The sequence below is a fragment of the Acidocella sp. C78 genome, assembly GCF_907164655.1.
In genome coordinates this window covers 1-26,957 of sequence record NZ_CAJQZK010000005.1, presented here as the reverse complement: position 1 = coordinate 26,957, position 26,957 = coordinate 1, and the positions used below count along the sequence as shown (strand labels likewise).

Sequence of the window (26,957 nt, the reverse complement as noted above, 5' to 3'; positions counted from 1 at the left end):
CCGCCCGAGACGCCGCGTCCCGCACCGCGCCACCGATGGTGTGACCGTACCGGTCCTGTTGTTGCAAGGACCGAATGATGTTTGACAAGTATTTCCGCAAGGAACTCGACTGGGGCGGGCGCAAGCTCATCCTCGAAACCGGCAAGGTTGCCCGCCAGGCCGACGGCGCCGTCGTCGCCTCCTATGGCGACACCGTGGTGCTCGCCACCGTGGTTGGCGCCCGCACGGTGAAGCCGGGGCAGGATTTCTTCCCGCTCACCGTGAACTACCAGGAGAAATTCTATGCCGCCGGCCGCATTCCCGGCGGCTTCTTCAAGCGCGAAGGCCGCCCGACCGAGCGCGAGACCCTGACCTCCCGCCTGATCGACCGGCCGATCCGCCCGCTCTTCCCGCACGGGTTCCGCAACGAGGTGCAGGTCATCGTCAACGTGCTCAGCCACGACCTCGAGAACGAGCCGGACATCGTCTCGCTCGTCGCCTCTTCGGCCGCGCTGACCCTTTCCGGCATTCCGTTCTTCGGCCCGGTCGGCGCCGCCCGCATCGGCTATATCGACGGTGAATACATCCTCAACCCGACCTCGGCGCAGATCGCCGAAAGCCGGCTCGACCTCGTGCTCGCCGGCACGGAAGAGGGCGTGCTGATGGTCGAGTCCGAGGCGCACGAGCTGTCGGAAGAAACCATGCTCGGCGCCGTCACCTTCGGCCATGCCGCGTTCCAGCCGGTGATCCAGGCGATCATCGAGCTTGCCGAACACGCCGCCAAGGACCCCTGGCCGCTGGTCGAGGAAAGCGACGAGGAAAAGGCGCTTGCCGCCCGCGTCGACGAACTCGCCCGCGAGGGGCTGCGCGCCGCCTATGCCGAGCGCGAGAAGACCGCCCGCCACGAAAAGATCGGCGCGGTGAAGGCCCAGGTGCTCGAGACGCTCGCCGCCGAGGAACGCCCGGTCGACAAGGCCAAGGGCATGTTCAAGGAGCTTGAGGCGGATATCGTCCGCAACGCGATCCTCGACAACGGCATCCGCATCGACGGGCGCGACACCCGCACCGTCCGCCCGATCCTCGCCGAGGTCGGCGTGCTGCCGCGCACCCACGGCTCCGCCCTGTTCACCCGCGGCGAAACCCAGGCCCTCGTGGTCGCGACCCTCGGCACCGCGCAGGACGAGCAGATCGTCGATGCGATCGAGGGCGAATACCGCGAGCGCTTCCTGCTGCACTACAATTTCCCGCCCTTCTCGGTGGGCGAGACCGGCCGCGTCGGCAGCCCTGGCCGCCGCGAAGTGGGCCACGGCAAGCTCGCCTGGCGCGCCATTCACCCGCTGCTGCCGGGCAAGGACAAGTTCCCCTACACCCTGCGCGTCGTCTCCGAGATCACCGAGAGCAACGGCTCCTCCTCGATGGCGACGGTGTGCGGCACCTCGCTCGCGCTGATGGATGCCGGCGTGCCGCTGCCGCGCCCGGTGGCCGGCATCGCCATGGGCCTGATCAAGGAGGACAAGGGCTTCGCCGTGCTCTCCGACATCCTCGGCGATGAAGACCATCTCGGCGACATGGACTTCAAGGTGGCCGGCACCGAGGCGGGCGTGACCAGCCTGCAGATGGACATCAAGATCACCTCGATCACGCCCGAGATCATGAAGATCGCGCTGGATCAGGCGAAGGATGGGCGCCTGCACATCCTCGGCGAGATGTCCAAGGCGCTGACCGGCGCGCGCGAGGGCGTCTCCGCCAACGCGCCGCGCATCACCGTGATCAACGTGCCGAAGGACAAGATCCGCGACGTGATCGGCACCGGCGGCAAGGTGATCCGCGAGATCGTCGAGTATTCCGGCTGCAAGATCGACATCGAGGACGATGGCACGATCAAGATCGCGGCAACCTCCGACGAACAGGCGCAGAAGGCGATCGACCGTATCCGCTCGCTGACCTCCGAACCGGAAGTCGGCCAGATCTACACCGGCAAGGTCGTGAAGATCGCCGATTTCGGCGCCTTCGTGAACTTCTTCGGCGCGCGAGACGGCCTGGTCCACATCAGCGAACTGGCGCAGGGCCGCGTCGCCCGCACCGGCGATGTGGTGAAGGTCGGCGATGCCGTGAAGGTGAAGATGATCGGGCTCGACGATCGCGGCAAGGTGAAGCTGTCGATGCGGGTGGTCGATCAGGCGACCGGCGCCGACATCACCGACCAGGTCGGCGGCAAGGGCGGCCGGCGCGAAGACGCCGCCGAGTAACGAGCGCGCAATACAAGGTCAGGTGGAAACACCTGACTGGATGCGCGTTCCAGACAGAAACGGCCCCCGTGCGCTGCGCGGGGGCCGTTTTCCATGTCGGCCGGATGTCAGAACCGGATCGTGCGCGGCCGCGCTGCCGCGAGGCCGAAGCCGAGCGTCGGCGCCTGCAAGATCACCAGGAACGCGACCGATGGCCACCAATGGCCGCTCAGCGTGTGGATCACCCCGAGCCCGAGCGGCCCCGCGATCGACACCGCATAGCCGACCATCTGCGAGAACGCCGACAGCGCCATGGCCTCGCCCGGGCCGCCGGTGCGCAGCACCATCAGCGTCAGCGCCAGCGGAAAACAGGCGCCCTGGCCGATGCCGATGAACACGACCCACACCCAGGGCGCCGCGGCCGGCACCAGCATCAGCCCGACATACCCGACGCTGACGATCGCGAGCAGGCTGGCGAGCAACAGCCGCTGGTCGCGGCTTCTCGTGGCGAGGCCCGGCGTGACAAGTGCGGCCGGAATCGCGACGAGCGTGGTCGTCGACAGCATGATCCCAGCCATGGTCGGGTTGATGCCGTGGGCATGCAGGATCGCCGGCAGCCATGACAGGATCGAGTAGAAGCCGAGCGATTGCAGGCCCATGAACATCGTCACCGCCCAGGCCAGCGGGCTGCGCGCCAGCTTGCGGAATGCGCCGGTCGTCGGCGTGTGGCTCAGCCGATGGGCGCCATGGGCAAGCTGCGGCAGCCAGATCAACGCCGCGACGATCGCCGGCACCGCCCACAGCCCCAGCGCGCCGCGCCAGGCGAACGGGTTGGCATTGGCCACCGGCACGCTGATCGCCGCCGCCACCGAGGCGATTGTCGTCATCACCGTGGTGTAGCAGCCGGTCACGAGGCCGACGCGGGTTGGAAAATCGCGCTTGACCAGCCCCGGCAGCAGCACGTTGCCCATCGCGATCGCCGCCCCGCCCATCACCGTGCCGGCGAACAGCGCGGCAACCCCGCCGAGCACGCGGACCAGCAGGCCGGCGGCGAGCAGCACCAGCACCGTCATCATCGCCGCTTCCAGCCCCACCCGCCGTTGCAGCACGATGCTGACAGGGGCGAGGGCCGCGAAGCAGACGACGGGGATGGTGGCCAGCGCGGTCAGCCCCAGCGGGCCGAGGCCGAGCGCCGCGCCGATCGGGGTCAGCAGCGGCGAGACCGAGGCCAGCGCCGCGCGCATGTTCATGGCGATGAGCAGGATTCCGGCGAACAGCAGGAGAGTTCGCAAGGGGCTTTCGGCGGCGGCGGCCGCTGTCGTCGTTTTCGTGTCAGGGGTCATGGGTGCGTTGCGGCGCCGGGCCGCAGCCTTTCAGGCGGCTGGCAAAAGACGTTTGACCAGCGCCGATATCCGGTGCCGGCGCATCTCGTAGCGCGCCTTGGCATCGGTGGTCATGTAGTTCATCTGCACCGTGTAGCGCTTGCCGACATAGGTGCGGTGGCCATGCCAGGTGGTCGGGCCGTTCGGGAACACCAGCAGCGTGCCATCGACCGGCGGCACCTCGACCGCGTAATTCTCCAGATCGTCCGGCCCACGCAGCAGCCGCAGGCAACCATCCTGCCGCGCCCAGGCCTCGCTGGCCGGGTTGAGATAGAGCAGGATGGTGACCCGCTTGGCGAGCGAATCGCAATGGATCTTGCCGTCCCGCGCATCGGTGCGGCCGCGCAGCGTCAGCATCACCGGCGCGCCGTCGAGGTCGAGGCCGAACTTCCCGGCGATGATTCGCCGCATCTGCTCGCCCTTCATGTCGTCCATCAGCCGCGCGGCGTTGGTCCCGAGCCGGACCGACTCGATCGGGAAACTGCCCCGCGCGCCGAGCGGCGGCAGATCGGCGACGACGCCGGCGAGCCGCTCGGGTCGAACGAAACCTCGCATTACCAGATGCGGAAAGGGATCGGCGGAGATCTCGGTCGCGGCGAGGCCTTCGAAATCGACGACGGGGCTGGCGGTCATGATGGCGTTCCGTTTAACAAGCGGCGGGGCAGGGCGCCCCGCTCAACGATAACTTACAGGGTCTGGATCGAAAGAAAACCATGCAGCGTGGCATATCGGATGTGGGAATGCTGGCCGGAAGGCTGGCGATCGCTTTACTCTTCGTGCAGGCGGGCTGGAGCAAGCTCGTGCACTGGCCCGGAATTGTGCATCTGCTCACCCATCTCGATGCCCCGGCGCCGACCCTGGGCGGCGTGATCGCCGTGGTCTGCGAACTTGGCGCCGGCGGCCTGGTCATGCTGGGCCTGCGGACCCGGCAGGCCGCCATCGTGCTGATCCTGTTCACGATCGCCGCGAACTGGCTGGCGCATCGCTTCTGGCTGATGCACGGCCGCGCCGCGGCGGCGGCGGAAATCCAGTTCTTCCTCGATCTGGCGATTTGCGGCGGTCTGCTGCTGCTGGCCTCCGCCGGCCCGGGGCGTTATTCGCTTGATCGTCGCTGAAACGGAAAAAGGCGCGTGCCCATATAGGCCGCGCCCTGTCCCGTCAGGAAAGCCGATCGCGTGGAGCGATCAGAACCCTTCGCGTTCGATCCGCTTGCGCTCCATCTTGCGGGCGCGGCGAACGGCTTCCGCCGCCTCGCGGGCGCGGCGTTCGGAGGGCTTTTCGTAGTGCCGGCGCAACTTCATTTCGCGGAACACGCCTTCACGCTGAAGCTTCTTCTTGAGCGCCTTCAGCGCCTGATCGACATTGTTGTCACGAACGAGAACTTGCACTTGGCCAGAGACTCCATAACGGTTGAAAGGCTTGCAGAGTAACGCAAAGAAGCCGCGCCAATCCGGACGCAGCCTTACGCAGTGCCGGGACGACCCCGTCATCGGGTCGCCCTTATAGCAAGATTCCAGGCTTTGCCAACCGTCTTGTTGAGGCTGTACGGCGTAATCCGCCTTTGCGATTCGGCGGATCTGCGCCATGTGTCGGTCATGGCGATTCTCAAACTTGCCCGGCTGGGGCATCCCGTGCTGCTCGAAAAGGCCGCCCCGGTGGCGGACCCGGCCGCGCCGGAAATCGCCCGCCTGCTGCGCGACATGGCCGAAACGCTGGAGGATGCCGGAGGTGTCGGCCTGGCGGCGCCGCAGGTGCATGTGCCGCTGCGGGTGTTCATTTACCGTGTGCCGGAAAGCCGGGCCGGCGGTGGCGCGCACGATACGCCGCGCGGCCTGTCCGCCGTGATCAATCCCGAACTCGTGCTGCATCCCGGCGATCCGGTCGAGAATTGGGAGGGCTGCCTGTCGATCCCGGGCATGAGCGCGCTGGTGCCCCGCGCCGAGGCGCTGACCCTGCGCGGGATCGATGCGACCGGGGCGCCCTTCAGCCGCGAGGCCACCGGGTTTCACGCCCGGGTCATCCAGCACGAGGCCGATCACCTCGACGGTATTCTCTACCCGCAGCGGCTGCGCGATCCGCGGCTGATGGGATTCAACGAGGAAGTGGCGCGGTTCCGCGACGAGATCGTGCGCAGCGCAGGAGAGGTGGAATGAACGAAACGGCGATGACCGGCGCGGACGAGGTCCGCGCGGATGACGATGCACTGCTCCGCGCCCTGATCGAGGAGGTGCCCTTCGATGGCTGGACGCGCACCGCCCTGCGGCGGGCGCTGGCGCGCCTTGGCCGCGACCCGGCGGAGGCGGAGTTGCTGTTCGAGGGCGGCGCTCCGGCGATGATCGAGGCCTGGGCCGCCCTGGCCGACCGCGAGATGGAGGCGGCCGCCGGCACGATCGACGAGCCCCGGCTCTCCGCGCGGGTGCGTGCCGTCATCCTCCTTCGGCTCGACCGTGCGGCGCCGCATCGCGAGGCGATCCGCCGCGCCCTCGCCATCCTCGCCCTGCCGCGCAACGCCGCGCTCGCGGCGCGGATCACCGGCCGCACGGTGGATGCGATCTGGCACGCGGCCGGCGACCGCTCGGCCGATTTCTCCTGGTATACGAAGCGGGCCATCCTCGCCGCGGTCTATTCGACGACGCTGCTCTACTGGCTGCGCGACACCTCGGAAACGGGCGAGGACACCAGGGCGTTCCTCGACCGGCGGCTGGCCAGTGTTGCGCTGATCACCCGCGCCCGCAAGCGCGTCGAGCAGCGGCTCGCCGGGCTGCGGCGCGGCCCTATGCGCTAGTGTCCCGAATCTGAAATCCATCGGATTTCAGATTCGGGACACTGAGGCCCATCGCCGTCCGCATGAAGCGGCGCTTGAGCCGGGGCATCCGGTTCACCGCGGCGAGCCCGATATCGCGCGCGAGGCGCACCGGCGGCAGGTCGGTCGAGAACAGCCGGTCGAGCCCGTCGGTCGCGGCGAGCATCGCGATGTTGGCCGGCCGGCGGATGCGCTGGTAGCGGGCGAGCAGATCCGGGCTGCCCGGATCGGCCGCGCCCTCGATCAGCGCGGCCAGCGCGATGCCGTCCTGCAATCCGAGATTGAGCCCCTGGCCGGCGATCGGGTGAACGCCGTGCGCGGAATCGCCGACGAGAACCAGCCGCGTCGCGTGATAGCGGTGCGCGTGCAGGGCGGAGAGCGGATAGGTCCAGCGCCGCCCCACCAGCCGGATGCGGCCGAGATGCGCGCCCAGCCGCCGCACCACCTCGATGGTGAAGCGCGGATCGTCCATCGCCGCGAGGCGCGCGGCATTGGCGTGGCTCTCGGTGAAGACGATGGCGGACAGATGGGCGCCGTCGGCATCGCTCATCGGCAGTTGCGCGAAGGGGCCGCCCGGCAGGAAATGCTCCAGCGCCACGTTGTGGTGCGGCCGCTCGTGTTCCACGGCGCAGACCACGGCGCTCTGGCGATAGGGGTAGCGGGTGACGGCGATGCCCGCCTCGGCGCGTAGCGCGCTGCCCCTGCCATCGGCGGCGACCACGAGGCTTGCCCGATAGACCGGCCCGCCCGCGATCGCGACGGTGGCGCCGTCGGCATCGCGGGTCACGCGCGCGGTCGCCGGCGCATGAAGAATGACCGGCGATTCCGCGAGGGCGCGGTTGATCGCCATCCGCAGCGAGCGGGCCTCGACAATCCAGCCGAACGGTTCCTCGCCGACATCTCGATGGTCGAAATCGAGAAACAGCGGCGAGGGCGGGCGACCCGGCTTGCCATCCGATACGCGGATGCGCTCGATCGGACAGGGCGGAAACGGCAGCCGCTCCCACAGCCCGGCACGCTCCAGCAGGTCGCGGGACCCGTAGGCGATGGCATAGGCGCGGCCGTCGAAATCCGGATGTTCCATCGGCGGCAGCGCCGCCCGGTCCACCAGAACGACCCGCTGCCCCGCCGCGGCCAGGCGCAGGGCGAGCGCCGCCCCGACCGGTCCCGCGCCGATGATCGCAACATCCGCTGTCTGCTCCGCCATGCCTCGCCTCCGCTGGAGCATCATCTGATCGGATGGAGTCATCTGATCGGATAAGGATGCTGCCATTATCAATAACATGGAGCACTACATCCGATCCGGATGGTTCGGAAAGTGCTCTGATGCCTCAGATGTCGCATCTGCGGCAGATCCTGCAAGCCGCTGGCGCGCTCATCTGCCCGGCGCCACGCCGATCTGGGCAAATCCGATAAATGACCGAAAAATATGCAGAATATGACTATAAAAACAACAATATTTACCTGGATTCCGGCTTGTGCCCAACAAACAAACTTGAGCGTGTCTGGCACGATCTCTGCATAAGGAGGCGTATGGTTAAACGTATCGCAGAGCAGGAAGGATAACGGCGGATGAAAAGACGATTGCTCATCGGGAGCATGGCGGCTGCCCTGGGGGTCATGGGCTGGAATGCTGTGGCCTTCGCGGACACGGCGCCGAAGCTCGACTCGGGCGATACAGCCTGGATGCTCACCTCCTCGGTCCTGGTGCTGATGATGACCGTGCCGGGTCTGGCGCTCTATTATGGCGGCCTGCTGCGCCGGAAGAACATCCTGGCCATGCTGATGCAGTGCTTTTTCGCCACAGCGCTCATCTCGGTGCTGTGGGTGGTGATCGGCTACTCGCTGGCCTTCACCAAAGGCACGCCGTTCATCGGCGGCCTGTCCAGGGTCATGCTGATGGGCGATGGCACCGGCACGCTCTCCGGCACCATCCCGGAAACCGTATTCTGCATGTTCCAGTGCACCTTCGCGATCATCACGCCGGTGCTGATCCTCGGCGGCCCCGCCGACCGGCTCAAATTCTCCTCGGCCATGGTCTTTCTCGGCATCTGGCTGATCGCGGTCTACGCCCCGATCGCGCACATGGTCTGGGGTCCGGGCGGCTTCCTCGGCAGCCAGGGCGTGCTCGATTTCGCCGGCGGCACCGTGGTGCACATCAACTCCGCGGTCGCGGGTCTCGTGGCCGCCCTCATGGTCGGCAAGCGCACCGGCTATGGCACCACCAACATGGCGCCCGCCGATCTCGGCTACACGCTGGTCGGCGCGTCCCTGCTCTGGGTCGGCTGGTTCGGGTTCAACGCGGGCTCGGCCCTCACGTCGGGCGGCCAGGCCGGGTATGCGATGATCAACACCCACCTCGCCACCGCCGCCTCGGTCCTTTCATGGACGGTCGTGGAGTGGATGACGAAGGGCAAGCCCAGCCTGCTTGGCGCCGTGTCCGGCGCGGTCGCGGGTCTCGTCGCCATCACCCCGGCCTGCGGCTTCGTGCCGGTCGGCGGCGCGCTGGTCATCGGGCTTGTCGCTGGCGTCGTCTGCTTCTGGGGCGTCACCGGGTTCAAGGGCATGTTCGGATATGACGACGCGCTCGATGTCTGGGGCGTGCACGGGCTCGGCGGCATTGCCGGCGCGCTGCTCACCGGCGTCTTCGCGGTCAAGTCGATCGGCGGCACCAACGGCCTGCTCGCCGGCAACCCGCACCAGATGGTCCTCCAGGCCGAGGGAATCCTCGTCACCCTGCTCTATAGCGGCGTCGTCTCCTTCATCATCCTCAAGATCATCGACCTGACCATGGGATTGCGGGTCTCGGCCGAGGCCGAACGCGAAGGGCTCGACATCTCCGAGCACGGCGAAGTTCTGCAGCACGGCTACTGAATTTAATACAAAAAATTGTCCAGCCGACGGGCCGGAGGGAAACCTCCGGCCATTTTCTTTGTCAGATCAGTGTGATTCGGGTTATAGTTCAACCTCCGCCGTATTGCCGGAGTCAGGCACCCGAATGTCCGCGACCACCGAAACCCGCCAATTTCTCTCGCCCGCCCTGAAAGCGCGCTTTGCCCGGCATCTCGCCGAGATCGCAGCACTCTGCGCCGGTCTCGCCGGCCTGACGGTTCTGGTGTCGCTCGCCTCCTATCATCCCGGCGACCCCTCCTTCGACACCGCCTCCTCTCTGCCGCCGCAGAACCTTGCCGGCCGGTTCGGCGCGATCCTCGCCGACCTGCTGCTGCAAGGCTTCGGCATCGCCGGCGCCCTGCCGGCGCTGGTGCTGCTCGCCTGGGGGTTCGCGCTGGTCAATCGCGGCGAGATCACCCGCTGGCGGCTACGCGCCCTGTCCACCCTGTTCGCGATGCCGGCCCTGGCCTGCACGCTGGGCGTCCTGCAATCTTTCGACGCCGGCTTCGCGCCCGGCTGGCCGGCCGCATCCGGCCCCGGCGGCGCCGTCGGCACGCTGCTCGGCTTCTATGGCGCCGATGTCGCCCACTCGGCGCTCGGCATGGTCGGCCGCGCCGCCTTGCTGGGCCTGTCCGCCCTGCTGGGCACGGGGTTTACCGTCTTCGCCTTTGGCCTGACATCCGGCGAGTGGCGCCTTGCCGGGCGCCGCGCCGCCGCCGCCGCGGCCGTCTCCGCGCGGCATGGCCGCCGCGCCGTCCGGGCCGCCGGCAGCACGTCCATATGGCTCAAGGAAATCGTCGCCTCCCAGCCGATGTCCGAAACCACGGCGGCGGACGATCGGGCCTCGCTCGTCATCCCCCGCGGCCCGGCCGATGCCGATGATCCCGCCGCGTCCTACCACGATGATCCCGGCGCGGCGCCTAGCCCACGTGCCGCACCCTTCACCGAAACGGAGGGCCGCGCCCCGCCCTCGCGGCTGACCCGCGCCGCGCCGCCGCGCAAGGCCCCGCCGCGTCAGGAACGGCTGCCCCTGCCGGACAATCTCTGGCGCCTCCCGCCCCTCGAACTGCTCAAGCAGGCGCCCTCGCGCCAGTCATCCGGCGGCCCCAATGCCGAGGCGCTGCAAGCCAATGCACGGCTGCTCGAAACCGTTCTCGGCGATTACGGCGTGCAGGGCCGCATCGTTGAAATCCGCCCCGGCCCGGTCGTCACCCTCTACGAGCTTGAGCCCGCCCCCGGAATCCGCTCCGCCCGCGTCATCGGTCTCGCGGATGACATCGCCCGCAGCCTCTCCGTCCTCGCCGTCCGCATCGCCACCGTGCAGGGCCGCAACGTCATCGGCATCGAGGTGCCGAATGCGAAGCGGGAAACCGTGTTCCTCTCCGAGCTTCTCGAATCGGCGGACTGGAACGCCACCACCGGCCGCCTCGGCCTCGCCCTCGGCAAGGATATCGGCGGCAAGCCCGTCATCGCCGATCTCGCGCGCATGCCGCATCTGCTGATCGCCGGCACCACCGGCTCCGGCAAGTCGGTCGGCGTCAACGCGATGATCCTGAGCCTGCTCTACCGCCTGTCGCCCGAAGAATGCCGCCTGATCCTCATCGACCCGAAAATGCTCGAACTCTCCGTCTACGAGGGCATTCCGCACCTGCTCGCCCCCGTCGTCACCGAGCCGGCCAAGGCCGTCGCCGCCCTCAAATGGGTCGTGCGCGAAATGGAGCGCCGCTACCGCGCGATGAGCGGCCTCTCGGTGCGCAACATCGCCGGCTATAACGACCGGGTGAACGAAGCCCTCGCCCGCGGCGAGGTCGTCACCCGCCGCGTGCAGACCGGCTTCGATTCCGAAACCGGCAAGCCGATCTTCGAGGACCAGCCCCTCGCCCTCGAACCCCTGCCGCTCATCGTCGTCGTCATCGACGAGATGGCCGACCTCATGATGGTCGCCGGCAAGGAAATCGAGGCCGCCGTGCAGCGCCTCGCGCAAATGGCCCGCGCCGCCGGCATCCACGTCATCATGGCCACCCAGCGCCCCTCGGTCGACGTCATCACCGGCACGATCAAGGCGAACTTCCCCACCCGCATCTCCTTCCAGGTGATCTCCAAATTCGATAGCCGCACCATCCTCGGCGAGCAGGGCGCCGAGCAGCTCCTCGGCATGGGCGACATGCTCTACATGGCCGGCGGCGGCCGCATCACCCGCGTCCACGGCCCCTTCGTCTCCGACCGCGAGGTCGAGGATGTCGTCGCCTACCTGCGCGAACAGGGCGAGCCCGACTACGTCGAGGCCGTGACCGAGGCGGTGGAGGACGATGCACCCTCGATGCCCGGCCTCGCCGCGGCCGAGGGCGGCGAGGGCGGGCTCTACCAGCAGGCCGTCGCCCTCGTCGCGCGCGAGGGCAAGGCCAGCACCTCCTTCATCCAGCGCCACCTGCAAATCGGCTACAACCGCGCCGCCAAGCTCATCGAGCAGATGGAAAAGGACGGCGTCGTCGGCCCCGCCAACCATGTCGGCAAGCGCGAGGTGCTGATTGCCGGCGAGCGCGACTGAGCCGCCCCCCCCGGCGCTGATCGTCCACAACGCCGCGGATATCGCCCGCGCGCTCGCCCCCGCCCGCCCGGTCACGCTGCTCTCGCCCCCCGGCTTCGCCCTCTATGCCGGCTGCCTCTGGTGGCAGAGCCTGCTGGCCGCCGCATGCTTCGACGGACCCGCTCTGCTCGACTGCGCCGACGCCCCCGCCCGCGCCCTCGAAGCGCTCCGGCTCGGCCTGCGCGGCGTCATCCTCGATCCCGCCGCGCCCGCCTTCCCCCGCATCGCCACCCTCGCCGATGAATTCGGCGCAACCTTGCTCGCAGCACCGCCGCCAGCGCTCGATCTCGCGGGCGAAATCGCCCCCGCCACCCTCGCCGCATGGCTGGACGCCGCGAAAAATCCGGCTTAACGGCATCCCGCTTGCCATCTTTCAGCCTGAATACATTCAAAGGGAGATCCCAATGCGCGTCACTCAACGGGTCAGGAAGATCCTGAGCTGGTACGAAAGCGACAATCCCGGCACCAAGGCCAACCTCGCCCGCATCCTCATGCAGGGCAAGCTCGGCGGCACCGGCAAGATGGTCATCCTGCCGGTCGATCAGGGCTTCGAACACGGCCCCGCGCGCAGCTTCGCCAGCAATCCGGCCGCCTACGACCCGCACTACCATTTCCAGCTCGCCCTCGATGCCGGCCTGTCCGCCTACGCCGCCCCGCTCGGCATGATCGAGGCGGGCGCCGACGCCTTCGCCGGCAGCATCCCCACCATTCTCAAACTCAACTCCTCCAACTCGCTGGCCACCGAAAAGGACCAGGCCGTCACCGGCTCGATCTCCGACGCCCTGCGCCTCGGCTGCGCCGCCATCGGCTTCACCATCTATCCCGGCAGCGAACACCAGTTCGCGATGATGGAGGAATTCCGCGAACTCGCCGAAGAAGCCAAATCCGCCGGCCTCGCCGTCGTGCTGTGGTCCTACCCCCGCGGCCCGATGCTCGACAAGAAAGCCGAAACCGCCATCGACATCTGCGCCTACGCTGCCCACATGGCGGCACTCCTCGGCGCCCACATCATCAAGGTGAAGCCGCCCACCGAGCATATCGGCCTCGATGCCGCGCGGAAGGCCTACGAAAAGGTCGATGTCTCGACGATGGCCAAACGCATCAAACACGTCGTGCAGTCCTGCTTCAACGGCCGCCGCCTCGTCGTCTTCTCCGGCGGCGAAGCCACCGATTCGGCCAGCCTGCTCGACACCGTCCGCGCCCTCAGCGACGGCGGCGCCTCCGGCTCGATCATCGGCCGCAACGCCTTCACCCGCCCGCGGGACGAGGCGCTGGCCCTGCTCTCGCAAATCGTCGGCATCTACCAGGGCAAGGCTTGACCGCGCTCTACCTCATCACGCCGCCACGCATCGGCCCCGATTTCGCCGATGCGCTGGCGGCGGCGCTGGATGCTGGGCCGGTCGCCTGCGTCCAGCTCCGCCTCAAGAACGCACCGCCAGACGAGCTGCGCCGCGCCATCGATGCCCTGCGCCCCATCGCACAGTCCCGCGGCGTCGCCTTCCTGCTGAACGACGACCCCCGCCTCGCGCTCGAAACCGGGTGCGACGGCGCCCATCTCGGCCAGGACGACCTCGCCGCCCACGGCGGCCTCCCCCACATCCGCCGCCTGCTCGATGGAATGAGCCTCGGCATCACCTGCCACGATAGCCGGCACCTCGCCATGGAAGCCGCGGAACACGGCGCGGACTACGTCGCCTTCGGCGCCTTCTTCCCCACCACGACCAAAACGCCGAAAACCCGCGCCGACATCGAACTGCTGCGCTGGTGGTCAGACCTGATGGAAATCCCCTCGGTCGCCATCGGCGGCATCACCCAAGACAATTTTTCGCTCCTGACCGAAGCGGGCGCCGACTTCATTGCGGTGATCGGCGCTGTATGGAATCATCCCGACGGCCCAGCCGCAGGTGTGCGGGGGTTTCTCGAACGAATTCACACTTAGCTGAACATGAAAATATTTTACAAAAAGGAGAAAATAATTTTACTTCGAATTTAAAAAAAATATGGAAAAATCAAAAATATTGGCGTTAAAAATATACCATTCAAAAATTCGAATTTAAAATAGTTATTTAGGTAGCGGCACCCGATCTGCATAGTACGATTTTTATCATTAGATGATGATTTAATTTAAATAATGGGGAAAAACATGAATAATGAACAGAAGTATTTATCTGTAAGTCCAGACGTACATATTGGTCTTGATGGATGGCTATTTCTTATTGGGGGTAGTAATGACGTATTAAATTTTTACACAGATCCTTCATTTTTTTCTGATAGTGACGCAGAAAATTGGATCAAACTTCTTGGAAAGCGAAATCAGATACTTTCCCAACTTGGGATCATATATCGTCATGTTGTGGCCCCAGAAAAATTATCTGTGTTTCCAGAATTTTTCGGAAAATCTCTTCCGCACCATGAAAGTGCTCCTGCGAATAAAATAGTAAAAAAATTAGAAGGGAGACAAGATTCGGAGATTTTTATAAATCCAACATATTTACTTAAAGCCGGCAACGGAGCGCTCCCATCATACTTCAAAACTGATACACATTGGACGGCATGGGGGGCTTATCTTGTCTTCATGCAGATATGTTGGTCATTGAATATCAAAGTAAATTTTGCCTTGAGGGAGACCTCGTTCTCACGATGGAATCAAACATTTGATCTTGGGTCTAAAATAACACCAAACATAACTGAAAATCAAATCTATTTCCCAATGTCAAAGAATGTTTCTAGAATATATGCCAATGAGATTGTTCTTGCGCGAGAGGCAGATATTCCGCACAGAGTTCCGCCAAGCCATCATGGAACGCATACTATTTTCAAAAATGAAAATGCAGAGTTAGACAAAACTATAATCATATTCGGAGACTCGTTTTCGGGATACGGCGAGTCAATGTTAACATCAATGTTCGTTGAAACATTTAAAAACGTACATTTCTTGTGGACTGAAAATATTGATTATGATTATGTAAAACGAAATAAGCCGGACATTGTCATATCGGAGCTGGCGGAACGTTTTATGGGGCGCTTGCCAACGGACAATACAAGTTTCAATGATTTGGTAGAAAGAAGAATGAATGAATTTTTAACGAAAAACGCGGAGGAGGCTACTTCTGTCGATTCAACTCAGTTCGAAATTTCTAAAAATGAAATTGGTGTTAATGTGGAAAATAACGGCACAACGAATTCTGTTATAGATTCACTAAAATCTTATAAATCAGACCAGGAGATACTTTCTATAGATTTTACGATTTATGGTAATGGAGATTCGTTTGAAACGGAGTCGATTGATCAACCAGAAGAAACTCACCGATGGTGTCTTAATGATAGTTCAAGAATAAAAATTTTAAACGCTCCACAGGAAATATTAGGTGGAGTTTTCTTGTTCGAGTTTGATTTTGCATTGTTTAATCCAATTACGGAATTAGGTGGTCAATATCTAAGAATCGTCTTTAATGAATATGTTGTATTCGGACAGAAAATCTATTCTGACGGAAAGATATCATGTCTGGTAAATATGCCGCCCTTGCAAAATAACAATGTCTTCGAAATAAATTTGTTTCATCCAGATCACCGTATGCCAAGCGAATTTTTAAATGTGGATGACCAGAGGCAATTATCGATTGCTCTTAAAAGAATGTCATTCATAAAGCTAATGGAGTTTTGATTATGACAAAAATATATGACTGATTTATTTTTTTCAATGAAATAGATATTCTAACTATAAGACTAAATGAATTATATGATGTTGTTGATTATTTTGTAGTATGTGAAGCAACTAAAACATTCCAGGGCGCTGATAAGCCACTTTATTTTAAAGAAAATATACAGTTATTCGAAAAATTTCTTCAAAAAATCATTCATGTAGTTGTTGACGATATGCCCGATGGCGACGCTTGGGCGAGAGAACATCATCAACGAAATTCATTACGCCGAGTCATACAGAATTGTGAGTCGAACGACTTTATTATTATATCTGACACAGATGAAATAATTCGACGAGAAACAATACAGGAACTAAGGCAAGATTTACCAAAATATGCAATGTTTGATATGCCAATGTTTCAGTATTTTCTAAATTTGCGCTCAGATGTGGCTGGATTGCGTACGCCGTTCGGATTTCAATATGATATGATTGACCAAATTGATGATTTCAATCAAGTCAGAAACGCTGAGAGCAGACATTTTTGCAAATTCGGCCGAGATGCAAAAATGTTCCATCAATCGGGATGGCATATGACCTACATCGGCGGCGTGTCGCGTATCAGATATAAGTTAAATTCCTACTCGCATACAGAGGAATGGGCTAGGTCTCTGCTGGAGCCAGATGGCTTAACTTTGCTAAAGCAATTTGTTATTGGCTATGGAGTGGGTAATGGTTGGCATCTTTCCCAATTTGTCGAAATCGACGAAACATTTCCGAAATTTGTACTGGAAAATAAATCCTACTTTATAGAAAAAGATATGATCCGTGATCCGTATATTGCTCTGAGGGAACTTCAGCGGCTTGCCAGATATCTTGATGATGAGAACAGGAATTTAAAAAAACAGATAGAACTCTTGCAATAGACAATGACTACAGCGCTATGATCAGGCCTCGCTATCTGGAGCGGGGGACGCACTCGTCAACAAAGTTACGCACAAACAATAAAGAGGGCATATTCCCACGGAAAATGACCAACGGGATTAAAATTTATAACAAGAGGCTTTGAGAATCTGGCTCCCGGAGTAGGACTCGAACCTACGACCGAGCGGTTAACAGCCGCTTGCTCTACCAACTGAGCTATCCGGGACCAGTGCGAAGCCTCATAGCGAAGGCCGCGGCGTATGGCAACAGGGAAGGTTCATATCCGCCTTGCAACGCCCGGTCTGGACGCCGCGACAGGAACGACATCTGCCCCAGGCCGGGAGATGGCGCGCAAGACAAGCGGGAAAATGGAATGGCCCTCCCCGGACTCGAACCGGGATGCCCGTAAGGGCGCGCGATTTTCGTACCACTTCGGCTTTCGCCGCCCCATCCGGGTTCGTGGTCTGGACTGTCCCTTCACCCTGTCACAAGCTCGCGCCGGTGATGTAGGTGCCGCCCGTCCAGTCTCTACACCTTCCCGTTTCCGGGCTTGGCTCGGGATTAGCAGTTAAGCCTTCCCCGACTTTGAGCGGTTCTACGCCGGGCATTTCCACCCGGGCACCCAATTTACGATGAGTCGCGTTCGTCTACCAATTCCGACAGAGGGCCGGTGCCCAACGATATATCCAATCCCGCCGTCCCTGCAAAGAGCCCCGCGCCCGCCTCAGCCGCCGCCCGCCTTCCGCCGCCGCTTGCGCGCCGGCACCCTGCCGCTGGCCCCTTCGCCCAGCGGAAACCGCGCCGGCGGAACCGGTCCCGCCGCCGCCACCGCCGCCGGGTCGATCACCCGCAAATCCCGATAGGCGCCGCCCTCGCGGCTGAAATGCGGGCTGTAGAACGGGTCCGCCGCCAGCTCCCGCCCCCAGCGCGACAGCATCGCCTCGTTCTCGAACATGAACCGCGCCACCTTCGAATCGTCGAAATCATCGCCCCGGCTCAGGCTCTCCCGATGCTCGCAAACGGCATCCGCCGCATAGATGATCCGATAGCCCGCCGCCCTGATCTTCATGCACAGATCGACATCGTTGAACGCAACCGTCAGCTCCGCCTCGTCGAACCCCCCGGCCGCCTCGAACGCCTCCCGCCGCACCAGCATGCAGGCCGCCGTCACCGCCGCAACCTCCCGCGTCGCGATCGCATGCGCGATATAGCCGGGAGTCTCCCCCGGCAGCCCGCGAAAGGCATGGTCCGCCACGCCCCCAACCCCCAGAACCACCCCGGCATGCTGCACCGTGCCGTTCGGATACAGCAGCTTGGCACCCACCGCCCCCACGCCCGGATCGGCCAGCGCCTCGTTCAGCATGGTCCGCAGCCAGCCCGGGTCGCGCACGAACACGTCGTTGTTCATGAACAGCAGGAACGGATGCCGCGCCGCCGCCGCCCCGAGATTGTTGATCCGCGAATAGTTGAACGGCTCGGCGATCCGCAGCACCCGCGTATCCGGCAGATTCCCCTGCTCGACGGCGAAGCGCTCCGCATCCGCCTCTTGCGACCAGTTGTCGAGCAGCAATGTTTCACATGAAACATTCTGCGTCACCTCGCGGAGCGCGCGCACGCATTGTTCCGTCATGCCGATATGATCGCGATACGGAATCAGGATCGACACGCCGGGATCGTCGTCGAGGGCGAAGCTCGTCCGGTAGCACGTCAGCGCGCCGCGCCGCGTGGTCTGCGCGGCAAGACCCCGGCGTTGCAGATGCGCCACGACCGCCCTGGCCCCCGCGCCCGCGGCGGCCGGCTTCGCCGCGCCCGAGCCGGCGGTGGAGCCCTGGGTGATGCGCCAATGATAAAGAATTTCCGGCACGTGATGAATCTCGTGCGCGCCAACCCGCTCGACCATCCGCAGCAGCAGGTCGTGGTCCTGCGCGCCGTCCAGAAGCGGGTCCAGCGGGCCGGCCTCGCGGATCAGCGCGGCATCGGCCACCACCAGATGGCAGATATAGTTGAGGTCGAGCAGCAGGCGGTAATTGAAATCCGGCTTGAAATTCGGCTCCGAAACCCGCCCGCGCCGGTCGATCTTGTCCTCGTCCGAATAAAGCAGGCGCGCCCCGGTCGCCGCCTGCGCCCGCATCATCGCATCGAGCGCGCAAGGCTCAAGCACGTCGTCATGGTCGAAAAACGCGATGAACGCGCCACGCGCCAGTTCGATCGCGCGATTGGTGGCGGCGGCGATGCCGCGATTGGCCGGCAGCCGCTCGACCCGGATGCGGGAGTCGCGCCTCGCGAGGTCGCGCAGCGAGCCCGTCAGCCCCGGATCGTCGCTGCCATCGTCGATCAGGATGAGTTCCCAGTTCCGGTAGCTCTGCGCCAGAACCGAGTCCACCGCGGCGATGAACGCGCCCTGCTCCGGCCGATACACCGGGCAGAGAACCGAGACCAGCGGCGCGTCCTCCCGCGTGCCGTAGCGCGCCGCGATGCGCGCCGGGGCCAGCTTCTGGCTCTCCGCGGCCCAGTCGCGATAGCTGGCGAGGGAGAACCTTTCGGCCGGCAGCACCGCCTTGAGATCCCGCCGCAGCCCATAGGCATAGCGCAGCAGGTCGTCCGCCTTTTCGATCAGCGCGTTGATGCGCGCGCGTTCCGACGTTCCCGGCACGCGGATCTCCACCGGGCTGCCCCGCAGCGCGATACGATCCGGCATCATGTGAAAATCGAACGTCACCGCGCCATGGGCGTGAAACGAAGCCGGCGGTGTCCAGGAAAACCCGCATGACGGATCGGCGCCGAGCGCCTCGGCCACGTCGGCGCGGAACTGGTCGGCCAGCAGTTCGGCAACCGGCTGGCCGCGCGTGGAGACGAGAATGCGCAGCCCGCCCGCCTTCAGCCCCGCCTGCTCGTCGACCCGCAACGCCCAGCCCTGCACCGCCCCGTCCACGAGACCATCGAGCACCCCTTCGACATGCACCCGCCGCGTCAGGCAGAAATGCAGCTCCGGCAAGGCAAAGCCGGCCCGGCTCGGCAGCGATACGGGCTGTCCATCCATCGTCGCGAGCGACAGCACATGCCGCAGACCGTCCTGGTGGATGTAGGGAATCGCGAAGTGAAATCCGACCCTTGTGTTCGGCAGATGCAGGCGGTGCAGATCCGGCCGGTCGAGGTCGCAGGTGATGACGTCGGCGATCTGGCCATCGATCATGACGCGGAGCGACAGCGGCCGCGACATGTCGGCGGGGTCGACGGCCCATCCGGCCAGCGAGGCCTCTTCGATCCGGTCGAGAAACCCGAGAATGGTGGAGCCGGTCTTCGCGCTGACGGGTGGTATGGCCCCGCTTCGCCCGGAATTCGCCGAAGGTTTTGCCATGAAATATTTCCTGTCAAATGGCCGCTGCGTGCCGCGTCGGTACGCTCAAATGCCAGAACCATATCGAATAATATTTAAGCATTGTTTACCGATGTCGGCCGGGGGCGGCAAGCAGGCGGCGAACCGGCGGCGGGCCGAGTTGCCAAGCCCGGCGCGATTGCCTATACCGCCCGCTTCCAGCGCGATCAGGTCGCGAGCCCGGGCCTTTTTGGCATGCCCGGCCGCACGCCGCGCCCCCGGCCAAAGCCGGGTATGGACGAGAAGGAGTATGAAATGCCGAAGATGAAGACCAAGTCGTCGGTCAAGAAGCGGTTCAAGATCACCGCGACCGGCAAGGTGATGGCGGGCCATGGCAACAAGCGCCACGGCCTGATCAATCGCTCCCAGAAAATGAAGCGCACCAATCGCGGCACGATGGCGCTGCCCGAGCAGGACGGCAAGACCGTCAAGCAGTGGGCCCCCTACGGTCTGGATTGAGGAGCGATAAAGCATGGCACGTGTCAAACGGGGTGTGACGACGCACGCCCGTCACAAGAAGGTCCTCAAGCAGTCCAAGGGGTTTGTCGGCCGCTCGTCGACCAATTACCGGATTGCGCTCGAACGTCTCGAAAAGGCGCTGCGCTACGCCTATCGCGACCGCCGGAACAAGAAGCGTGAATTCCGCGCGCTCTGGATCCAGCGCATCAACGCCGCCGTGCGCGAGCAGGGCATGACCTACAGCCAGTTCATCGCCGCGCTCAAGGCCGCGAATATCGAGCTGGACCGCAAGGTTCTCGCCGCGATGGCGTTCGACGACCCCGCCGGTTTCACCGCGATTGTCGAGGCGGCAAAGGCCGTCCGCGCCTGAATAATCAATCTGGTGCCGGTCCGTCGACGCGGGTCGGCACCAGATGCTGCATGAACAACGCCGCGCATGACGCCCAGTCATGCCGCTCGGCAAAGCGCCGGCAGTCTTCACGGTCGAGCTGAAGTGCTTTCAGCGCCGCCACCCCCAGATTGTCATCCAGAATGCCGACCTCCGGGGTCTCGCCGCCAATGATATCAGCCGGTCCGGGAACCGGGAACGCGGCAACCGGCGTTCCGCTCGCCAGCGCCTCCAGCACGACAAGGCCGAACGTGTCCGTCCGGCTCGGAAAGACGAAGACATCGGCGCTCGCGAACAGCGCGGCGAGATCCGGCCCCTGCCGCGTGCCGAGAAACACGGTGCGCGGTCCGGCGTAACGGCGCTCCAGCGCTGCGCGCGCCGGCCCGTCGCCGACCACGAGCCTGGTGCCCGGCAGGTCCAGATCGAGGAAGGCCGGCAGGTTTTTCTCCACCGCGAGCCGCCCCACCGACAGGAAGATGGGCCGCTCATACGGCAGATCGATCGCCCGCGACGGGTTGAACAGCTCGGCGTCCACCCCGCGTGACCAGAGTTTGGTATCGGCGAAGCCCCAGCGGCGCAGCTCGGCCGCGATCGAGGCGGTGGCGACCATGGTGCCCGCGCCGTGGCGATGGAACCGCCGCAGCCATGCGTGCGACAGGCTGACCGGCAGGCCGGTCCGCGCCGCGAGATATTCCGGGAACCGGGTGTGATAGGCCGTGGTGAAGCGCCATCCCCGGCGGCGCGCCAGCCGCAGCGCCGCAAGGCCGAGCGGCCCCTCGGTCGCGATATGCAGCGCATCGGGCGCGAACTCGTCGACCATTCTGCGCAGCCGCCGGCCCGGCGCGACCGAGAGCCGGATTTCGGCATAGAACGGGCAGGGCAGTGTCATGAACCGGTCGGGCCCGATCACCACGACCTGCTGACCGTCGCGCCGCAACTCGTCGGTCAGCATCGAGAGGGTGCGCACGACACCGTTCACCTGGGGGTGCCAGGCGTCGCTGACGATCATGATCCGGGCAGGCTCAGGCAGGAGCGACATCCATCGCGCCCGGCTGCACGACGGCGCCGCGGGGGGCAAGGAAGGACAGCCGGTTCAGGGCGGCCCAGTCGAGCAGTTCGAGCTGCCCGTCGTGATGTTCGACCAGCGCCGTGCAACTCTCCACCCAGTCGCCGTCGTTGATGTAGCGGATGCCGTTCACGTCCCGCATCTCGGGGTGGTGGATATGGCCGCAGACCACGCCATCGAACCCGCGCGCCGCCGCTTCCGCCGCGAGCGCGACCTCGAACCGGTCGATCGCCTTGACCGCCTCCTTCACCTGCCGCTTCAGATAGGCGGACAGCGACCAGTACGGATAGCCGAGCCGTGCTCTCGCGGCATTGAACCAGCGGTTCAGCACCAGCGCCGCGCCATAGGCCCAGTCGCCCAGCACCGCCAGCAGCCTCGCATAGCGCACCACGGAGTCGAACTGATCGCCATGGATGATCAGCAGCCGTTCCCCGGCCGCGGTGACGTGTTCGGCTTCGTCGGCAAACCGGATACCGGCGATTTCAAGGCTCAGATGAAGATAGCGCCGCACGGCTTCATCGTGGTTGCCGGGAACATAGGTGATCTTCGTGCCGGCGCGGGCGCTGCGGAGCAGTAGCGTGATGACATCGTCGTGGTGTTTGTCCCAATACCATCCGCGCCGCAGCCGCCAGCCATCGATGATGTCGCCGACGAGATAGATATGTTCGGCGCTAGTCCGGCGGAGGAAATCGGCGAGGAAATCAGCCCGGCAGCCGCGCGTGCCGAGATGGGTGTCCGAGATGAACACGCTGCGATAGCGTGTGATCGCGCCGGGAGCTGTCATGCCGCGCTCACTACGGCAGGGGAACGCGCCGCTCCTAATGAAACTCTGGTGACAGATCCTCGATCTTTACAGGATCATGACGATTTTCGTGCCTCTTGCGCCGCCGCCTCAGGCGCTGACCTGGCGCAGCCAGTCCTGCAAATTGTAATAATTGGAAACGCGGGCGATCTTGCCGGCGCGCACCTCGAAGAACGCGCCGGCCGGCAGGATGTAGCGCTGGCCGCACGCCTCCGGCAGGCCGGGGTCGGTTTGCAGATATTCGCCGTGGACGACGAATTCCGCGGCCGCCCGGCTGCCGTCCTGGTTAGCCATGATGACGATATCCGCGAGCCGCTCGCGATAGGACACGTTCATGTGGCCAAGAAACCTCGCAAAGGCCGGCCGCCCGGTTTCGCGCTCCCCCTGGTTGATGTCGTGCGCGACGTCGTCGGACAGCAGATCGAGCATCGCCTGCGGCTGCCCGTCGTTGAACGCCGCGTAATAGGCCGCGATCAGCGCGGTCGTCGTTTCGGCCGGTGTCATCTGCATGGTCCTTCATCCCCTTGCGCGCCCCGAACATTCCAGACTTCCCGGCCCGCTTCAAGATTCGGCCCCTTGCTGTCGTCCGGACAACGGCCTACCCTTTACGTCAACATATGGAGCGAACCATGAGCCAGCCCGAATCCCGCCAGTTCCGCCTGATCCGCCGCCCCGTCGGCCTGCCGAAGCGCGATGATTTCGAATATCGCGTCGAGCCGGCGCGCAAGCCCGACGAGGGCGAGATCATGGTCGGCGTCGAATACATCTCGCTCGACCCCGCGATGCGCGGCTGGATGAACGAGGGCAAGTCCTACATCAAGCCGGTCGGGCTCGGTGAGGTCATGCGCGCCGGCGCGGTCGGCACCATCATCGAGAGCCGCGCCGCGGGGTTTGCGGCCGGCGATGTCGTCACCGGCCCGTTCGGCGTGCAGAGCGTGGCGACGATCGCGGCGAAGGACTGCCTGAAGGTCGACCCGACCCTGGCGCCGAAGCCGCTGTTCATCTCCACCCTCGGGATGCCCGGCATGACCGCGTATTTCGGCCTGCTCGCGGTCGGCGAACCGAAGGCGGGGGAAACCGTGGTAGTGTCGGCCGCCGCCGGTGCCGTGGGCGCGCTGGTGGGGCAGATCGCGAAGATCCAGGGCTGCCGCGTGGTGGGCATTGCCGGGCGTGAAGACAAATGCCGCTACATCGTCGACGAACTCGGGTTCGACGCGGCGATCGACTACAAATCCGAGAGCGTTCCCGAAAGGCTGCGCGAAACCTGCCCCGACGGGATCGATGTCTATTTCGACAATGTCGGCGGGCAGATCCTCGATGACTGCCTGGCCCGCATCAACCTGCGCGCCCGCATCGTGATCTGCGGCGCGATCTCGCAATACAACAACACGACGCCGGTGCGCGGGCCGGCGAACTATCTTTCGCTTCTGGTCAATCGAGCGCGCATGCAGGGCATGATCGTTTTCGATTGGGCGGATCGCTACCCCGAAGGGATGCGGGCCATGGCGGGGTGGCTGCGGCAGGGAAAGCTGAAAAGCCGTGAAGATATCGTCGACGGTCTGGAAAATTTCCCGGAAACGCTTCTGAAACTTTTCTCCGGCGATAATTTCGGAAAACTCATAACGAAAGTGTGAAATCATATCCGGCGGCGTTCAGGCTCTTGCGTGAGCGCGGCCGATATGCCACGAGGCCGTCACAATTCAGTGACCGGCCATGGTGGGGCCGACGAGGGGAAAATGTCGTTTATCGTCAACTCGGCCCCCGCCTTCGTGGCGGCAGGGTGTCGGTCGATCCATGGCCGATAACATACTCGAGGCGCGCGGTCTGGCGAAGGGTTTTCGCGGCTTCATGGCTGTGCAGGACGTCGATCTGTCGATCGAGCGCGACAGCATTCATGCGCTGATCGGCCGAATGGCGCCGGCAAGACCACCTGCTTCAACCTGCTGACCAAGTTCCTGCAACCCAGCGCGGGCCAGATCATGTTCGAGGGTCGGGACATCACCGACCTGAAGCCGGCCGATGTCGCGCGTCGCGGCCTGGTGCGCAGCTTCCAGATTTCCGCGGTTTTCGGCCATATGAGCGCGCTTGAGAACGTGCGCGTCGCCCTGGCCCGCTCGCGTGGCGGCAATTTCGATTTCTGGCGCAGCGAACGCGCGCTTTCGGTGTTCAACGACCGGGCGCACGAACTGCTCTACGATGTCGGGCTTTCGGACAGTGTCGAGGTGCCGGCGGCGGAACTCTCCTATGGCCGCAAGCGCGCGCTGGAGATCGCGACCACGCTGGCGCTCGATCCGAAGCTGATGCTGCTCGACGAGCCGACGGCCGGCATGACCGAATCGGATGTTGCCCGGATCGTGGCACTCATCCGCCAGATCCGGAAGGGGCGCACGATCCTGATGGTGGAGCACAATCTCTCCGTCGTCTCCGGCCTGTCGGACCGGATCACCGTGCTCGCGCGCGGCCGCGTGCTGGCCGAGGGCGATTACGCCAGCGTGTCCACCAACGAGGCGGTCATCACCGCCTATCTCGGCTCGGAGCACGCCGATGCTTGAAATCGCCGATCTCAACGCGTGGTACGACGAGAGCCACGTTCTGCACGGCATGAAGTTCGAGGTGCGCGAGGGTGAGTGCGTCACCCTGCTCGGCCGCAACGGCGCCGGAAAATCGACCACGCTGAAGGCGATCATGGGGCTGGTTCCGAAGCGGACGGGCAGCATCCGCTTTCGCGGCGCCGAACTGATCGCAGCCCGCCCCGATACGATCGGCCGGGCCGGCATCGGCTTCTGTCCGGAAGATCGCGGCATCTTTGCCGGTCTGACGGTCGAGGAAAACCTCATGCTGCCGCCGGTTGTCGCCCCCGGCGGCATGAGCATCGCCGATATTCACGAGCTGTTTCCCAATCTGCGCGAGCGCGCGAAAAGTCCGGGGACGAAACTCTCCGGCGGCGAACAGCAGATGCTGGCCATCGCCCGCATCCTGCGCACGGGCGCGAAACTGCTGTTGCTCGACGAGCCGACCGAAGGGCTGGCGCCCGTCATCGTCCAGCAGATCGGCCACATGATCGCCGAGATCAAGCGCCGCGGCTTCACCGTGCTGCTGGTGGAGCAGAATTTCCGTTTTGCCGCCAAGCTTGCTGATCGGCACTACCTCGTCGAGCATGGACAGGTCGTCGACATGATCCCGGCCCATGAGCTCGCCGCCCGCGCCGAGTCGCTCAACCAGCGACTTGGCATCTGAACCTCAACGAAGGAAACATCCATGGACCTGAGCAGAAGAAACCTTCTCGGCGGCGCCGCCGCCGGTGTTGCCGCGGCCTCGCTGCCCGGCGCGCGGGCGCGCGCGGCCTCGGCGAAGAAGCTCAAGATCGCCGTGATCAGCGATTTCTCCGGCCCCTATCGCGACATTGGCGGCCCGACCTCGGTGGCGTGTGTCGAGCAGGCGATCGCGGATTTCGGCGCCAAGCAGAAGGGCTATGACGTCGAGGTGATCCGTGGCGACCACCAGGAGAACCCGGGTGTCGGCACCGCGCTGGCCGCCGCTTCTACGACCAGGGTGCGGATCTCGTGATCGACGTGCCGAACTCGGCCATCGGCATCGCCATCGAGGGCGTCGCGCACGACAAGAACCGCGCCTACATCAACACCAACTCCGCCTCTTCCGAGATCACCGGCAAGTTCTGCAACGCGCAGACCGTGCACTGGACCTACGACACTTACATGCTGTCGCACTCCACCGGCGGCGCCATCGTGAAGTCGGGCGGCAAGAAGTGGTTCTTCATCACGGCCGACTACGCGTTCGGCCATCTGCTGCACGAGCAGACCGCCGCGGTCGTCAAGCAGATGGGCGGTCAGGTTCTCGGCAACATCAATTATCCGTTCCCGACCACGACCGACTTCTCCTCCTACCTGATCCAGGCGCAGGCGTCCGGCGCCGACGTGCTCGGCCTCGCCAACGCGGGCAAGGACACGGTGAACTCGATCAAGCAGGCGCACCAGTTCGGCCTGAACAAGAAGATGCACATCGCCGGCCTGCTGATCTTCCTGAACGACGTGCATGGCATGGGCCTCGAGGTTGCGCAGGGCCTGACGCTCACCGAGAGCTTCTACTGGAACCTGAACGACCGCACCCGCGCCTTCATGAAGCGGGTGAAGCCGCGCACGCCGAACAACTATCCTTCGATGGGCCAGGCCGGCAGCTATTCCGGCACGCTGCACTTCCTCAAGGCCGTCGAGGCCATGAACAACATGAAGGATGTGAAGAACGGCGCCGCCGTCGTCGCGCAGATGAAGAAGATGCCGACCGACGACGATGCCTATGGCAAGGCCTATATCCGTGAGGATGGCCGCTTCATGTGCGATGCCTACCTGTTCCGCGTGAAGTCGCCTTCCGAGAGCAAGGAACCGTGGGACTACTACGAGCTCCTCGCCACGA

At 63.8% G+C, this 26,957-nt stretch carries 23 protein-coding genes, 1 tRNA gene and 2 pseudogenes; 17 read left to right on the top strand and 9 right to left on the bottom strand.

The features are described 5' to 3' along the window. Positions 1–74: 74 nt before the first annotated feature. Positions 75–2,228, top strand: a complete 2,154-nt coding sequence (gene pnp / locus ACIDOCELLA78_RS000000101445; RefSeq protein ID WP_201728080.1) for a polyribonucleotide nucleotidyltransferase — start codon at positions 75–77, stop codon at positions 2,226–2,228. Between the two features lie 107 nt (positions 2,229–2,335). On the opposite strand, the gene ACIDOCELLA78_RS000000101440 is transcribed toward pnp, so the two are convergent. Both ACIDOCELLA78_RS000000101440 and ACIDOCELLA78_RS000000101435 read right to left on the bottom strand, forming a co-directional pair. Then, positions 2,336–3,550, bottom strand: coding sequence for an MFS transporter (locus tag ACIDOCELLA78_RS000000101440; RefSeq protein ID WP_201728079.1), 1,215 nt, complete (start codon positions 3,548–3,550; stop codon positions 2,336–2,338). Positions 3,551–3,580: 30 nt separating this feature from the next. Further along, positions 3,581–4,222, bottom strand: coding sequence for a 2OG-Fe(II) oxygenase (locus tag ACIDOCELLA78_RS000000101435; RefSeq protein ID WP_201728078.1), 642 nt, complete (start codon positions 4,220–4,222; stop codon positions 3,581–3,583). 107 nt (positions 4,223–4,329) lie between these two features. Between ACIDOCELLA78_RS000000101435 and ACIDOCELLA78_RS000000101430 the strand changes: the two genes are divergently transcribed. Then, complete coding sequence (locus tag ACIDOCELLA78_RS000000101430; RefSeq protein ID WP_249675266.1) at positions 4,330–4,704, top strand: DoxX family protein; 375 nt, start codon at positions 4,330–4,332, stop codon at positions 4,702–4,704. Positions 4,705–4,773: 69 nt separating this feature from the next. Here the strand turns inward: ACIDOCELLA78_RS000000101430 and rpsU are convergent, their stop codons facing one another. Then, a complete protein-coding gene (rpsU, locus tag ACIDOCELLA78_RS000000101425; protein ID WP_007421557.1) occupies positions 4,774–4,977 on the bottom strand; it encodes a 30S ribosomal protein S21 in 204 nt (67 codons plus the stop codon). A 207-nt stretch (positions 4,978–5,184) separates the two neighbouring features. Here rpsU and def point away from each other — a divergent pair, with 207 nt between their 5' ends. Both def and ACIDOCELLA78_RS000000101415 read left to right on the top strand, forming a co-directional pair. Next, positions 5,185–5,742 (top strand): peptide deformylase, encoded by a 558-nt coding sequence (def, locus tag ACIDOCELLA78_RS000000101420; RefSeq protein ID WP_201728076.1) that lies wholly within the window; start codon positions 5,185–5,187, stop codon positions 5,740–5,742. Next, positions 5,739–6,374, top strand: a complete 636-nt coding sequence (locus ACIDOCELLA78_RS000000101415; protein ID WP_201728075.1) for a COQ9 family protein — start codon at positions 5,739–5,741, stop codon at positions 6,372–6,374. Before def ends, ACIDOCELLA78_RS000000101415 begins: the two co-directional genes overlap by 4 nt. Here the strand turns inward: ACIDOCELLA78_RS000000101415 and ACIDOCELLA78_RS000000101410 are convergent. Continuing rightward, complete coding sequence (locus ACIDOCELLA78_RS000000101410) at positions 6,364–7,599, bottom strand: UbiH/UbiF/VisC/COQ6 family ubiquinone biosynthesis hydroxylase (protein WP_201728074.1); 1,236 nt, start codon at positions 7,597–7,599, stop codon at positions 6,364–6,366. The genes ACIDOCELLA78_RS000000101415 and ACIDOCELLA78_RS000000101410 overlap by 11 nt on opposite strands. A gap of 392 nt (positions 7,600–7,991) precedes the next feature. On the opposite strand from ACIDOCELLA78_RS000000101410, the gene ACIDOCELLA78_RS000000101405 reads away from it, so the two are divergent. The 7 genes from ACIDOCELLA78_RS000000101405 to ACIDOCELLA78_RS000000101375 all read left to right on the top strand — a co-directional run bounded on the left by ACIDOCELLA78_RS000000101405 (position 7,992) and on the right by ACIDOCELLA78_RS000000101375 (position 16,437). Then, the gene (locus tag ACIDOCELLA78_RS000000101405) at positions 7,992–9,266 is read left to right on the top strand and encodes an ammonium transporter (protein ID WP_249675263.1); all 1,275 of its coding nucleotides are present in this window, start codon (positions 7,992–7,994) and stop codon (positions 9,264–9,266) included. A gap of 124 nt (positions 9,267–9,390) precedes the next feature. Further along, positions 9,391–11,832 (top strand): DNA translocase FtsK, encoded by a 2,442-nt coding sequence (locus ACIDOCELLA78_RS000000101400; protein ID WP_201728072.1) that lies wholly within the window; start codon positions 9,391–9,393, stop codon positions 11,830–11,832. Then, positions 11,813–12,223, top strand: a complete 411-nt coding sequence (locus tag ACIDOCELLA78_RS000000101395; protein ID WP_201728071.1) for a hypothetical protein — start codon at positions 11,813–11,815, stop codon at positions 12,221–12,223. Before ACIDOCELLA78_RS000000101400 ends, ACIDOCELLA78_RS000000101395 begins: the two co-directional genes overlap by 20 nt. 52 nt (positions 12,224–12,275) lie before the next feature. Further along, positions 12,276–13,190: a class I fructose-bisphosphate aldolase gene (locus tag ACIDOCELLA78_RS000000101390; protein WP_201728070.1), complete on the top strand. Its 915-nt coding sequence runs from the start codon at positions 12,276–12,278 to the stop codon at positions 13,188–13,190. Then, positions 13,187–13,810: a thiamine phosphate synthase gene (gene thiE / locus ACIDOCELLA78_RS000000101385; protein ID WP_201728069.1), complete on the top strand. Its 624-nt coding sequence runs from the start codon at positions 13,187–13,189 to the stop codon at positions 13,808–13,810. Before ACIDOCELLA78_RS000000101390 ends, thiE begins: the two co-directional genes overlap by 4 nt. A 204-nt stretch (positions 13,811–14,014) precedes the next feature. After that, positions 14,015–15,535: an alginate O-acetyltransferase AlgX-related protein gene (locus ACIDOCELLA78_RS000000101380; protein WP_201728068.1), complete on the top strand. Its 1,521-nt coding sequence runs from the start codon at positions 14,015–14,017 to the stop codon at positions 15,533–15,535. Positions 15,536–15,561: 26 nt separating this feature from the next. Continuing rightward, on the top strand, positions 15,562–16,437 hold the full coding sequence (locus ACIDOCELLA78_RS000000101375; RefSeq protein ID WP_201728139.1) for a hypothetical protein: 876 nt from the start codon (positions 15,562–15,564) through the stop codon (positions 16,435–16,437). Positions 16,438–16,585: 148 nt separating this feature from the next. On the opposite strand, the gene ACIDOCELLA78_RS000000101370 is transcribed toward ACIDOCELLA78_RS000000101375, so the two are convergent. Both ACIDOCELLA78_RS000000101370 and ACIDOCELLA78_RS000000101365 read right to left on the bottom strand, forming a co-directional pair. Further along, a tRNA-Asn gene (locus ACIDOCELLA78_RS000000101370) sits at positions 16,586–16,661 on the bottom strand. A gap of 498 nt (positions 16,662–17,159) precedes the next feature. Next, on the bottom strand, positions 17,160–19,793 hold the full coding sequence (locus tag ACIDOCELLA78_RS000000101365; protein WP_201728067.1) for a glycosyltransferase family 2 protein: 2,634 nt from the start codon (positions 19,791–19,793) through the stop codon (positions 17,160–17,162). A gap of 273 nt (positions 19,794–20,066) precedes the next feature. Between ACIDOCELLA78_RS000000101365 and rpmI the strand changes: the two genes are divergently transcribed. After that, positions 20,067–20,270, top strand: a complete 204-nt coding sequence (rpmI, locus tag ACIDOCELLA78_RS000000101360; RefSeq protein ID WP_012040415.1) for a 50S ribosomal protein L35 — start codon at positions 20,067–20,069, stop codon at positions 20,268–20,270. A gap of 13 nt (positions 20,271–20,283) precedes the next feature. Further along, positions 20,284–20,640 carry a 50S ribosomal protein L20 gene (gene rplT / locus ACIDOCELLA78_RS000000101355; protein ID WP_174503753.1) on the top strand — a complete coding sequence of 119 codons (357 nt, stop codon included), beginning with the start codon at positions 20,284–20,286 and terminating at the stop codon, positions 20,638–20,640. 4 nt (positions 20,641–20,644) lie between these two features. Here rplT and ACIDOCELLA78_RS000000101350 read toward each other — a convergent pair whose 3' ends face one another. The 3 genes from ACIDOCELLA78_RS000000101350 to ACIDOCELLA78_RS000000101340 all read right to left on the bottom strand — a co-directional run bounded on the left by ACIDOCELLA78_RS000000101350 (position 20,645) and on the right by ACIDOCELLA78_RS000000101340 (position 23,030). Then, positions 20,645–21,697, bottom strand: a complete 1,053-nt coding sequence (locus tag ACIDOCELLA78_RS000000101350) for a glycosyltransferase family 1 protein (protein WP_201728066.1) — start codon at positions 21,695–21,697, stop codon at positions 20,645–20,647. Continuing rightward, the gene (locus tag ACIDOCELLA78_RS000000101345; protein ID WP_201728065.1) at positions 21,681–22,508 is read right to left on the bottom strand and encodes a UDP-2,3-diacylglucosamine diphosphatase; all 828 of its coding nucleotides are present in this window, start codon (positions 22,506–22,508) and stop codon (positions 21,681–21,683) included. The genes ACIDOCELLA78_RS000000101350 and ACIDOCELLA78_RS000000101345 overlap by 17 nt, the downstream gene beginning before the upstream one ends. Before the next feature lie 108 nt (positions 22,509–22,616). Next, positions 22,617–23,030, bottom strand: coding sequence for a ketosteroid isomerase-related protein (locus ACIDOCELLA78_RS000000101340; protein ID WP_249675258.1), 414 nt, complete (start codon positions 23,028–23,030; stop codon positions 22,617–22,619). Between the two features lie 125 nt (positions 23,031–23,155). On the opposite strand from ACIDOCELLA78_RS000000101340, the gene ACIDOCELLA78_RS000000101335 reads away from it, so the two are divergent. The 4 genes and pseudogenes from ACIDOCELLA78_RS000000101335 to ACIDOCELLA78_RS000000101320 form a co-directional block, all read left to right on the top strand. Further along, the gene (locus ACIDOCELLA78_RS000000101335) at positions 23,156–24,160 is read left to right on the top strand and encodes an NADP-dependent oxidoreductase (RefSeq protein WP_201728063.1); all 1,005 of its coding nucleotides are present in this window, start codon (positions 23,156–23,158) and stop codon (positions 24,158–24,160) included. A 160-nt stretch (positions 24,161–24,320) separates the two neighbouring features. After that, positions 24,321–25,078: pseudogene (locus ACIDOCELLA78_RS000000101330) on the top strand (ABC transporter ATP-binding protein). After that, positions 25,071–25,763 carry an ABC transporter ATP-binding protein gene (locus ACIDOCELLA78_RS000000101325; RefSeq protein ID WP_201728062.1) on the top strand — a complete coding sequence of 231 codons (693 nt, stop codon included), beginning with the start codon at positions 25,071–25,073 and terminating at the stop codon, positions 25,761–25,763. Before ACIDOCELLA78_RS000000101330 ends, ACIDOCELLA78_RS000000101325 begins: the two are co-directional and overlap by 8 nt. A gap of 21 nt (positions 25,764–25,784) precedes the next feature. Then, positions 25,785–26,957 (top strand): annotated as a pseudogene (locus ACIDOCELLA78_RS000000101320) (ABC transporter substrate-binding protein); the annotation flags it as partial.